Origin of the sequence: Lolliginicoccus lacisalsi, assembly GCF_014841105.1 — a bacterium.
Lineage (GTDB): Bacteria > Actinomycetota > Actinomycetes > Mycobacteriales > Mycobacteriaceae > Lolliginicoccus > Lolliginicoccus lacisalsi.
Genome location: NZ_JACYWE010000001.1, coordinates 728,156 through 738,973 on the forward strand (window position 1 = coordinate 728,156; position 10,818 = coordinate 738,973).

Below are 10,818 nucleotides of genomic sequence, written 5' to 3' on the forward strand. Positions count from 1 at the left end.
TTTGCTGCCGTTGAACAGCAGGTTCGACACGAGCCTAGCGGGCACGCGGGTGCGCCTCCGCCCAGACCTCGCGCAGCGCCGTCACCGTGACCGCGGTATACACCTGGGTCGTGGTCACCGACGCATGCCCGAGGAGCTCCTGCAGCACGCGCACGTCAGCCCCGCCCTCGAGCAGGTGCGTCGCGAACGAGTGGCGCAGGGTGTGCGGGGATACAGCCACGGCGAGCCCCGATCGCCCTGCCGCTGTCTGCAGGATCTGCCAGGCGCTCTGCCGCGACAATCGACCGCCGCGCGCGTTGAGGAACACCGCCGGGGTGGAGCGGCGCACCAGCGCGGGCCGGCCCCGCACCAGGTAGGCCTCGAGCGCTTGCATAGCGGGCCTGCCGACGGGCACGAGCCGCTCCTTGCCGCCCTTGCCCCGCAGCAGGACAGAGCGGGATTCCACATCAAGGTCGTCGATGTCGAGGCTGGTGGCCTCGCTGATGCGTGCCCCGCACGAGTAGAGCAGCTCGAGGAGCGCCTTGTCGCGCAGGCCGCGCGGCCCATCGGCTTCGCCGCCCGCCGAGTCGAGGATCGCGAGCACGTCGTCGACGGGCAGGGCCTTGGGCAGCCGCTTGCTCGGGCTCGGTGGCTTGACCGCCCGCGCCACGTCCGCCGCGATGATGCCCTCGGCGAGCGCGAACCGGTGCAGCCCGCGCGCCGCGATGAGCGCCCGGGCCACCGAGCTCGGCGAGAGCGCCGGCCGTCCCTCCTCGGGGTCGCCGGCCCGCAGCGCCACCACGAATTGCTCGACGTCGCTCTCCGCCACATCGGCGAGGTTGCTGATGTGCCGGCCCTGCAGGTGGCGCGCGTAGCGCGTCAGGTCCCGCCGGTACGAGCTGAGCGTGTTCGGCGAAGCACCCTTCTCGACAGCGAGGTGGTCGAGGTACGCGGAGACCTGATGCGCGAGCATGGGACTGTCAGGCACCATCCGCGAAGCGGCGCCGCGCGAGCCGCGTGGGACGCAACGGCCACGGGGCCCGAGCTGGCCGCAGCGCCGCACCGGAGGCACGAGCTGCCACGAGCGCCATGACGCCCGCCACCGCGGTGGCGTTGACGATGGTGCCGTCGAGCACCTGGCGGGCAGCGTCCTCGAGGCTGATCCAGTCGGACACCATGTCGGCTTCCTCATGCTCCGCTTCGGGGCGGTCGACCGCGGTGATGCCCTGAGCGCGGAATACACGGGTGACCTCGTCGGACATGCCGGGCGAGACGGCGACGTCGATGAGCACTTGCCAGGAGCTTGCCGCGAGCCCGGTCTCCTCACCAAGCTCCCGCCTGGCCGCGTCCAATGGGTCCTCGCCAGGCTCGTCGAGGAGGCCGGCGGGCAGTTCCCACAATCGCTCCTGCACCGGATGCCGGTACTGCTGCACCATGATCAGCTTGTCGTCCTCGTCGAGGGCGAGCACAGCGACCGCTCCGAAATGCTCCACGACCTCCCGCGTCGCCGTCACTCCCCCAGGCATGGCAACGTCATCGACACGCAGGGCGAGCACCGCTCCCTCGTAGGCGATGCGGGACTCGATGGTGCGGAAATCGTGGCGGTCGCTGCCCGTCATGATGCGGGGTTGCCTGCTTTCTTCCGTGGCTCTGCTGCCTTGGGCTCGTCGGCCTTGCCGTCTGTCCCGGGGATCTCCACGGGCAGCCGCTCCCCTGCCGAGTAGCGCATCGACGCCTTGACGAACGCGGCGAACAGCGGGTGCGGACGGGTCGGGCGGCTCTTGAGCTCAGGGTGCGCCTGGGTGGCCACGAAGAAGGGATGCACGTCCTTGGGATACTCGACGAACTCAACGAGCTTGCCGTCGGGGGATGTGCCGGAGAAGCGCAGGCCGCTCGCGGCGATGCGATCCCGGTAGGCGTTGTTGACCTCGAAGCGGTGACGATGCCGCTCCGAGACGTCCGTCGCCCCGTATGCCTGCGCGACGACCGAGCCCTTGTCCAGCTTCGCGGGGTACGCGCCGAGGCGCATCGTGCCGCCCATGTCCGCGTGCCCAGCGACGATGTCGAGCTGGTCCGCCATCGTCGAGATCACCGCGTGCGGGGTCTCCGGCTCGAACTCCGAGGAGTTGGCGTTGTCGAGCCCCACCGAGCGGGCCGCCTCGATGACCACGCACTGCAGCCCGAGGCACAGGCCGAGCAACGGGACCTTGCGCGACCGGGCGTAGCGGATGGCACCGAGCTTGCCGTCGATCCCGCGGATTCCGAATCCACCGGGGATGAGGATGCCGTCGACATCGTTGAGCGCCGCGGCAGCGCCGGCCTCGGTGGCGCAGTCATCGGAGGGCACCCATTTGATATCGACCTTGGCCCGGTGATGGAAGCCGCCCGCGCGCAGGGCCTCGGTCACCGACAGATAGGCATCGGGCAGGTCGACATACTTGCCGACCAGGGCGATGCGGACGGTCTCGCGCGCCCTGTGGACCCGGTCGAGCAGGTCGCCCCACACCGTCCAGTCCACATCGCGGAACGGCAGGCCCATCTTCCGGACCACGTAGGCATCGAGGCCCTCCCGGTGCAGCACCTTGGGGATGTCGTAGATCGACGGGGCGTCCGCGGTGGACACCACGCCCTCCTCGTCGACGTCGCACATCAGGGCGATCTTGCGCTTGAGCGCCTCGGGCACGTCCCGGTCGGCCCGCAGGATCAGTGCGTCCGGCTGGATGCCGATGTTGCGCAGCGCCGCCACCGAATGCTGCGTCGGCTTGGTCTTCAGCTCGCCCGACGGCGCGAGGTACGGCACGAGCGACACGTGCAGGAAGAACACGTTGCCCCGCCCGACGTCATGCCGGACCTGCCGTGCTGCCTCGAGGAACGGCTGCGACTCGATATCGCCGACGGTGCCACCGATCTCGGTGATCACCACATCCGGCACATGGCCCTGCAGATCTGGGCCGGACATCGCGAGGATGCGGTTCTTGATCTCGTCGGTGATGTGCGGAATGACCTGCACCGTGTCACCGAGGTATTCGCCGCGGCGTTCCTTCGCGATGACCGTCGAGTACACCTGGCCAGTGGTGACGTTCGCCGATCCGGGGAGGTCCCGGTCGAGGAATCGCTCGTAGTGGCCGATATCGAGGTCGGTCTCCGCACCATCCTCGGTGACAAAGACCTCGCCGTGCTGGAACGGGTTCATCGTTCCGGGATCAACATTGAGATAGGGATCCAGCTTCTGCATCGTGACCCGCAGTCCGCGGGCCGTCAGGAGCTGTCCCAGGCTTGAGGCCGTGAGCCCCTTACCGAGTGATGACGCGACGCCGCCGCTGACGAAGATGTGCTTCGTCTCGGTCTTCGCGCTATGACGTGAGAATGGCAAAGAGACTCCCGTGACCTAATCGAGCAGACTACGAATGGGGCCTGCTGACCCACGGGATTTCACGGTAACACCATTGGGCCCGCGATGAGGAAACCGCCACGTCGGACCAGCGATTTCCCGGCCCACCATCCCACCATGAGGGAACATCCCGCTTGCTGGCTCCCGCCGCGCCGCTACTGCCGCAGGTTCTGGACCTGATCCTGCACCCACAGCGCGAACGTGTTCCACCGCTCCACGCCCCACCCCACCGGATCCTCCACGCCATTGACGATCAGCAGCACCACGATCGCCGCCGCCATCAGCGCCAGCACGAACAGCGCGATGGCCGTCGCCGAGACTCGGCTCCGGTACAGCGTCGCGAGCGCGCGGCCATCCACGAGACGGTCGCCCACCCGGACGCGCGTCAGGAACGTCGACGGGGCCTCCATGGCGTTGTCCCGGTCCAGGAAGTCCTCCAGCGAACCCTTCACGCCCACCGTCGCGATCAATGACGCCCCCCGGTGGTACGCGAGCAGCAACGCGAGGTCAGCAGGGTTCGCCGAGGACGGGAACGTCAACGCGCCCACCCCGAGGTCCTGCACCCGATCCAGCCCCTTCGCATGACCGTCGGCCTCGGCGGGCAGCACGATCATCGCGCCACACTTCAGCGTCTCCGCGCTCATCGTGTCAGGATCGCCAATGATGAGGTCCGGCTTCGCACCGGACCGGAACAAGGCGTCCGCTCCCCCATTCACGCCGATGAGGATCGGCTGGTACTCCTTGAGGAACGGCCGGACGCGACGCAGGTCCTTCTCGAACCCGGGATTGGCATCCACCACCACGACCTGTCGGTCGCGCAGGTCGAGATCCAGGCCCGGAATGCCCGCGCCCTCGATGACCAGCTGCCCCTCCTCGTGCAGGAAGTCCGTCATGTTCACCGAGAACTCGTCGAGATGCGCCGCGAGGGAGCGCTTCGCCTCCGACAGCAGCTCCAGGATCTCCGGCTCGGCCAGCTCGATGCCCTGCCCGACGATCCGCTGCCCGAGGAACACCTCGCCCTCGTGCACGCGCACCTTCGCGCCGTCCTTGACGTCGTCAAGGATCGCCTCGCCAGCGCCATCGATCAGCACCACGCCCGCCTGGACCAGATGCAGCGGCCCCATGCTCGGATACCGGCCCGAGATCGAGGATCCGGTATTGACCACGGCAGCGACCTGCGCGCGGATCAACGCCTCGCACGTCTTCCCGTCGAGATCCGGCTGGCTCAGGATGACCACATCGCCACGGCCGGCACGGCGCGCGGCCCTCGCGGCATCACGGTCGACCCGGGCGCTACCGATCACGCCAGGCAGGGTGGAGCTATTGCGCGACAGCAGTGACGGCATCTTCATGTCCCGATAATGAACCCCTCCGGGGCCGAGCGGTCGGAGGCGCGCCGAGATCAAAAAGTTACGCAACGGTTCCCGGTTCGCGCTCGCTGCCCGACCAGCGCCTCAGCCCGCGAGCCCGGTCCGCTCCGTGATCGCCGCGGCACGCAGCTCCTCGGCGTGCGCCCGCGCGGTATCCGACTCGCCCATTCCCGCGAGCATCCGGGCCAGCTCGGCCACGCGGTCGCGGTCATCGACCGCGTGCACTCCGCTCACTAGTCCTGAGTCACCGGAATCCTGCTTGTCCACCACCAGATGCGTATCCGCGTAGGCCGCTACCTGGGGAAGGTGCGTCACCACGATCACCTGGTGCGTGCGCGCGAGCCGGGCGAGGCACCGGCCGATCTCGATCGCCGCACGCCCGCCCACGCCCGCATCGACCTCATCGAACACCAGCGTCGCCGTGCCGTCGCCGCCCGCGAGCACTACCTCGAGAGCCAGCATGACCCGGGATAGCTCGCCGCCCGAGGCGCTCCGGGCAAGGGGCATCGGCGTCGCCCCGGCATGCGCGGCGAGACGGAACTCCACGGTGTCGATGCCCGCCGGTCCCGCCAGGCACCAGCCGCCTGCCACCACGATGGCCCCCTCGGAGCCGGGGTCCGCGGGATTCTGCTCGACAACGATATCCAGGGAAGCCCGCCCCATCGCTAGTGAGGACAGCTCTGCCGTCACGGCACGGGCGAGCTCGGTGGCTGCTTTCCGCCGCGCGCGCGACAGCTCCATCGCCAGGCGCGCCACCTCCTTCGCGGCGGCACGCGCCCGGTCCGAGAGGGCCTCGAGCGCCCCGGACGAGACGTCGATGCGCTGCAGCCGCTCCCGCGCCTCCTCCGCCCACACCAGCACGCCATCGACATCCGCCGCGTACTTGCGGGTCAGTGCCTTCAGCTCGGACTGGCGGCCCAGCATCGAGTCCAGCGCACCAGGATCGCTCGGCAGATCGGCGAGGTAGCCACTCAGCTCCGCGCCCAGATCATTGACGAGCACCACGGCCTCATCAGCGCGCGCGGCGAGGCCTTGCAGGGCCGGGTCATCGGCGGACTCGAGCGCCTGGCGGGCCTGGCCGAGGAGCGCGAGGGCGTCACTGCCCTCCATCGCATCGGGAACATGCTCCCCCGGGCCCATGATCGCCGCGAGCGCGGTCACCGCGGTCTCCCGCAGCGAATCCAGATCGCTCAACCTGCGGATATCGCGAGCGAGATCGACGTCCTCGCCCGGGGATGCCCCGGCGTCCTCGATCTCCTTGATGCCGAATGCCAGGCGATCCGCCTCCTGGGCCAGCTCGCGCGAGCGCGACGTCCGCTCCTCGAGCTCCCGCGCGAGGGCTCGCCACTCCTTGCGCGCCGCCCGGTACCGCTCGATCAGCGACGCCACGGAATCGCCGGCGAACCGGTCGAGGGCATGCCGCTGCTGATCAGGCTTGAGCAGGCGCAATTGATCATTCTGGCCATGGACGGTCAGGAGCGCTCCCGTGAACCGCCCGAGCGACGTCGCGGGAACGCTGCGGCCACCGAGGAAGGCGCGGGAGCGGCCCTCCGCGCTGACGGTGCGCACCGCGATCACGGAAGCGTCGCTATCAGCCTCGGCACCGGTGGAATCGAGGATCTCCGCGACCTCGTCACGCGTCACGTCACCCGCGTGGTCCAGGGAGAACCGGCCCTCCACCACGGCCCGCTCCGCACCAGCACGCACGCGCCGGGCGTCCGCCCGCGCGCCACCGAGAAGGTGCAGGCTCGTCACCACCATCGTCTTGCCCGCGCCGGTCTCTCCCGTCAGCACGGTCAGGCCCGGGTGCAACTCCGCCGCGGCGGCCTCGATCACACCGAGGTTGCTGATGCGGATCTCGGCGAGCATGGTCATCCTTCCTCTCGGATCGTTCGGCCGCGCCAGCCCTGCACGGGCAGCTCGAACTTGCGCACGAGCCGGTCCGCGAACGGGGCCGAGTCCAGCCGCGTCCAGAGCACCGGCCGATCATCCTTGCGGAACTCGACGCGCCCCCCGGCCGGCACCTGGGTGATACGGCGCCCGTCGCAGAACACGAGCGCGTCATGGCCTTGCGGGTCGATCTCGACGGCCACCACCGAATTGGGGCTCGTGACCATGGGCCGCGCGAACAACGCATGTGCGTTGCTGGGAACCACGAGCAGGGCCTCGAGCTCCGGCCACACGATCGGCCCGCCCGCGGAGAAGGCGTACGCGGTGGAACCGGTGGGGGTCGATACCAGCACCCCATCGCAGCCGAACGCGGAAACGGGCCTGCCATCGACCTCGAGAACGACCTCCAGCACACCGAGCCGCGGGGCCTTCTCGATGCTGGCCTCGTTCAGCGCCCAGCCCTCGGCAATGATCCCGCCCTTGGACCAGGCGCGCATGTGCAGCGTCATCCGATGCTCGACGCTGTACTCGCGCCGCACCACTTGCCCGAGAGCGTCCTCGAGATGTTCTGTCTCGGTCTCCGCGAGGAACCCGATCCGGCCCAGGTTGATGCCGAGGACCGGGATGTTGGCATTGCGGGCGAACTCCGCCGCGCGCAGCATGGATCCGTCCCCGCCGAGGACCAGCACCATCTCGCATCCCTTGGCGGCATCGGGCCCGGCCTCGATCACGGTCTCGTATCCCGGCAGCCCGCTTTCCTCCACGTGCGTGCTCGCGGCCTCGTGCGCCAGGATCCGCAGGCCGATGCCATAGTGCGCCAGGATCCGAGCCACATGCTGGATCGTGGGCACCACCTCGGGGCGACCGGTATGCGCGACAAGCAGGACTTCCCGGTCGCCGTCCTCCGCCGGGACCGCTCCGCCGGTCGCGATCACTGCGGCCCCTCCGCGACCGCGGACCGCACCAGCTCGCGGATCTCCTCGGGCGAGCGCTCGCCCGCGGCTCCCTGGCGCAGCCACAGGAAGTACTCGACGTTGCCCGACGGCCCAGGCAGCGGGCTTGCCACCGCGCCTCGAACTCCAAGGCCCTGGGCCTCCGCCCGGAGCGCGACCCGCTCGACGGACTCGGCACGCAATGCCGGGTCGCGGACCACGCCGCCCGAGCCAAGCCGGTCCTTGCCGACCTCGAACTGCGGCTTGACCATCGGCAGCAGGTCGGCGTCCTTCGCCGCGCACGCCGCGAACGCCGGCAGGACCAGCTCCAGCGAGATGAAGGACAGGTCCGCGACGATCAGCTCGACCGTCCCGCCGATCGTGGCCGCGTCGAGCGCGCGCGCATTGGTCCGATCAAGCACCAGTACTCGAGGATCGTTCTGCAGCCGCCACACCAATTGCCCGTATCCCACATCCGCAGCGACCACCTCGCGCGCCCCCCGCGCGAGCAGCACGTCGGTGAAGCCACCCGTGGAGGCCCCTGCGTCCAGGCAGCGCCGCCCCTCGACCCGCAGCCCGTGCGGCTGCCAGGCGTCGAGCGCCCCCAGCAGCTTCCGGGCGCCCCGCGACGCCCAGCTCTCCTCCTCGGCAGCCACGACGTGCAGCGGGGCGTGCTGCTCGATCGCGGTGGCGGGCTTGGCGATCGTCGCGCCCGCGGATTGCACGCGACCAGCCGACACCAGCTCGACCGCATGCTCGCGCGACCGGGCCAGACCTCGACGCACCAGCTCAGCGTCCACTCGGACTCTTCGGGGCATTGCCAGTCACTTCCTAGACGTCGTCGATAGCACCGAGGGCCTCGACCAGGATCGCGTGTGCTTGCTCGAACAGCTCCACCCGCGGTGCCACGCCCGCGTGCCCGGCAGCCGAGGCCCCGGCGTCGCTCACCGCGGCGTCGATCTGATCGAGAACCTGCTGGATCTCACGCTGGACCTGGCCAGGCTCGATACTGGGGCGGGGCTCGGTCATGCGGCCAGGCTCGATACTAGGGCGGGGCTCAAGGCTGGGGCCGGGCCGCGGCCCCGGGGTCGGCGTGGGTCTACTCATCGCCACTCACGCTAGCCGATATCCGTCCGCATGCGCTGCTGCGCGCTCGCGCCGTCCACTGACGGACCACCGACTCCGCGGCCGGTCCCTCGGGCCGCACCGTCACTGGCCCGCCGACGCGATCGAGGAATTCCCAGGCCGTGGGCGCGATGGCGCGCAGCGCGACGATCGGATCGATGCGTGCGGCGGACGCGGTGATGATCAACGTTGCGCCATCGGCGCTGGACGCCGCGATGGGCGCAGCGGCTCCCGCCCTCGTCGTGCTTGCGGGCTCGAGGAGCGCGCGCAGGGCAGCTCCGAGGTGATCGGGCCGCGATCCCGGTGGTGCGGCGAGGACATCCAGGGGCTGCGACACCCCGGTCCCCACGTACAAGCTAGGCAGGCCCAGCGCCTGGGCACCCGCGATGTCCGTATCGAGCCGGTCACCCACCACGAGCGGGCAACGGAACGAGCCCCGGGCAAGCGCATCGTGGAAGATCGCCTTCTCCGGCTTGCCCGCGACCAGTGGGCTCGCTGACGTGGCAGCCTCCAGGGCTGCCACCATCGCACCGTTTCCCGGAAGCAGGCCGCGATCGCTCGGCAAGGTCGTGTCCCGATTGGCAGCGACCCACAGAGCACCTCCACGGATCGCTAAGGCCGCTTCGGCCAGAATGTGCCAGTCGGTATGGGGCGAGTGGCCCTGGACCACAGCTGCTGGCTGGGCGGATGCATCACGAACGGGCACGAGGCCAGCTTGCGCCACATGCTCGGCGAGCGCCTCGGTACCGACGACGAGCACCCTTGAGCCGGCAGGCAGGCGGCTAGCGATCAACCGGGCCGCGGCCTGCGCGCTGGTGACGACGTCGCCAGCATCGACGGTGAAGCCGAACCCAACGAGGTGCGCTGCGACATCCGTGGGCGCGCGGCTCGCATTGTTGGTCACATACAGCAGCCGCGGAGATCGGTTGCCGCCCACTTCATCCGCCAGGGAGCGCAAGGACTCGGCCGCATGGGGCACCGCGGTGGCCCCGGTGTATAGGGTGCCATCGAGGTCGAGCAGCAATACATCGTGGTCGGAGCCCAACGAGTCTGGCATGAGTGGCAGCTTCCGGATGACTAGTCGTCGATCGGGCGCTCGGCGGCGATCTCGATGGCTCGTTCCTCGGCGTCGGTCTCCTCGGGATCGGATTCCGCGGACTTCATGAACCATTGGATTGCCTCGTCGACTCGATCTGCCGCGAGGAGTGCCTCGGCATAGGCGTAGCGCAGCCGTGCAGCGGAGGGGCCTTCGACGAGAGTATCGAGCAGGCGTCCCTGCAGGGACACGACGGCAGCCTCATGCTGGCCGAGGTCCATGCGCGCGCCGGACACCACGATCATGAGCTCAACCGAGGCGTCGGCGTCGAGGGAGCGAGCCTCCGCGGACCTCCCCAGCTCGATGGCACGCTCGGGCCTGCCGAGTCCCCGCTCGCAATCCGCCATCATGGGCAGCAACGCATTGCTGCCTCCGATGCGCCGGGCAGTCCGCAGCTCATTGAGCGCCTCCGCCCACTCGCCCGCGGTGTAGGCAGCGACTCCAGCGGCCTCTCGCACCACCGCGATGCGGGAGGCGCGCCGCCGAGCAGCCCGCGCATGCTCGAGAGCGAGCTGCGGATCCTCGTCCACGAGCTGTGTCGCGCGGACCAGGTGCCGGGCCACGAGCTCCGCGGAGGGCTTGTCCAATGCCGATAGGTCCCGGCGAATCTCGATGGGCAGTTCCGCCGCGTCGACGGTTGCTGGAACGAACGGATCCCGGGGACGGTCTGGCCGCCCGTCTCGCGCTCCTGCGCCTGGTGAACGTTGCTGGCCCTGGCCAGCGGCGAAGCGCCCGCCGCCTGATCGGTCCCGGTCGCCGCGGGCCCCGCCGCGAGAACTGTCATCGCGTCGACCGCTCCCCTGGCCTCCCGGGCCACCCCCACGGGGCTGATCGCTGCGGGATGCACCGTGCCGCGATGCTCCAGCGGGGCGCCCGCCGGTAGCGGGCCTGCCACCGCTCGAACGTCGATCGCTGGCAGGCGAGCCGCCGCGCCGATCGCTGCTGCTATCGCGATTCCAGTTGGATGACCGGTCGCTTCCATCACGACGGTCGTTGCGATCATTCACGCCAGGGTCCTTCCAGACTGGGAACGCG

Annotated in this window: 10 protein-coding genes; all 10 read right to left on the bottom strand. The window is 69.8% G+C overall.

Annotated features, from left to right (window positions below):
- Nucleotides 1-34: 34 nt before the first annotated feature.
- The 10 genes from xerD to HT102_RS15800 all read right to left on the bottom strand — a co-directional run bounded on the left by xerD (nt 35) and on the right by HT102_RS15800 (nt 10,370).
- A complete protein-coding gene (xerD, locus tag HT102_RS03420; protein WP_192037963.1) occupies nt 35-952 on the bottom strand; it encodes a site-specific tyrosine recombinase XerD in 918 nt (305 codons plus the stop codon).
- A gap of 7 nt (nt 953-959) precedes the next feature.
- Entirely contained in the window at nt 960-1,598 is a 639-nt protein-coding gene (locus tag HT102_RS03425) for an NUDIX domain-containing protein (RefSeq protein WP_192037964.1), read from the bottom strand.
- Entirely contained in the window at nt 1,595-3,352 is a 1,758-nt protein-coding gene (locus HT102_RS03430; RefSeq protein ID WP_192037965.1) for a CTP synthase, read from the bottom strand. Before HT102_RS03430 ends, HT102_RS03425 begins: the two co-directional genes overlap by 4 nt.
- A gap of 173 nt (nt 3,353-3,525) precedes the next feature.
- On the bottom strand, nt 3,526-4,722 hold the full coding sequence (gene steA, locus HT102_RS03435) for a putative cytokinetic ring protein SteA (RefSeq protein WP_192037966.1): 1,197 nt from the start codon (nt 4,720-4,722) through the stop codon (nt 3,526-3,528).
- 102 nt (nt 4,723-4,824) lie between these two features.
- Nucleotides 4,825-6,609, bottom strand: a complete 1,785-nt coding sequence (gene recN / locus HT102_RS03440; protein WP_192038043.1) for a DNA repair protein RecN — start codon at nt 6,607-6,609, stop codon at nt 4,825-4,827.
- Nucleotides 6,610-6,611: 2 nt separating this feature from the next.
- Nucleotides 6,612-7,562, bottom strand: coding sequence for an NAD kinase (locus HT102_RS03445; protein WP_192038044.1), 951 nt, complete (start codon nt 7,560-7,562; stop codon nt 6,612-6,614).
- The gene (locus tag HT102_RS03450; protein ID WP_192037967.1) at nt 7,562-8,380 is read right to left on the bottom strand and encodes a TlyA family RNA methyltransferase; all 819 of its coding nucleotides are present in this window, start codon (nt 8,378-8,380) and stop codon (nt 7,562-7,564) included. Before HT102_RS03450 ends, HT102_RS03445 begins: the two co-directional genes overlap by 1 nt.
- Nucleotides 8,381-8,393: 13 nt before the next feature.
- On the bottom strand, nt 8,394-8,591 hold the full coding sequence (locus HT102_RS03455) for a hypothetical protein (RefSeq protein ID WP_192037968.1): 198 nt from the start codon (nt 8,589-8,591) through the stop codon (nt 8,394-8,396).
- Nucleotides 8,592-8,661: 70 nt separating this feature from the next.
- Entirely contained in the window at nt 8,662-9,744 is a 1,083-nt protein-coding gene (locus HT102_RS03460; protein WP_192037969.1) for an HAD-IIA family hydrolase, read from the bottom strand.
- A 20-nt stretch (nt 9,745-9,764) separates the two neighbouring features.
- Nucleotides 9,765-10,370 (bottom strand): tetratricopeptide repeat protein, encoded by a 606-nt coding sequence (locus tag HT102_RS15800; RefSeq protein ID WP_225443069.1) that lies wholly within the window; start codon nt 10,368-10,370, stop codon nt 9,765-9,767.
- Nucleotides 10,371-10,818 lie beyond the last annotated feature (448 nt).

Excerpts from the sequence above, each read along its gene's own strand:
- HT102_RS03455 (WP_192037968.1), bottom strand. The coding sequence starts at position 8,591 with ATGACCGAGCCCCGCCCCAGTATCGAGCCTGGCCAGGTCCAGCGTGAG.
- HT102_RS03460 (WP_192037969.1), bottom strand. The coding sequence starts at position 9,744 with ATGCCAGACTCGTTGGGCTCCGACCACGATGTATTGCTGCTCGACCTC.
- HT102_RS03425 (WP_192037964.1), bottom strand. The coding sequence starts at position 1,598 with ATGACGGGCAGCGACCGCCACGATTTCCGCACCATCGAGTCCCGCATC.
- xerD (WP_192037963.1), bottom strand. The coding sequence starts at position 952 with ATGCTCGCGCATCAGGTCTCCGCGTACCTCGACCACCTCGCTGTCGAG.
- recN (WP_192038043.1), bottom strand. The coding sequence starts at position 6,609 with ATGCTCGCCGAGATCCGCATCAGCAACCTCGGTGTGATCGAGGCCGCC.
- steA (WP_192037966.1), bottom strand. The coding sequence starts at position 4,722 with ATGAAGATGCCGTCACTGCTGTCGCGCAATAGCTCCACCCTGCCTGGC.
- HT102_RS03450 (WP_192037967.1), bottom strand. The coding sequence starts at position 8,380 with ATGCCCCGAAGAGTCCGAGTGGACGCTGAGCTGGTGCGTCGAGGTCTG.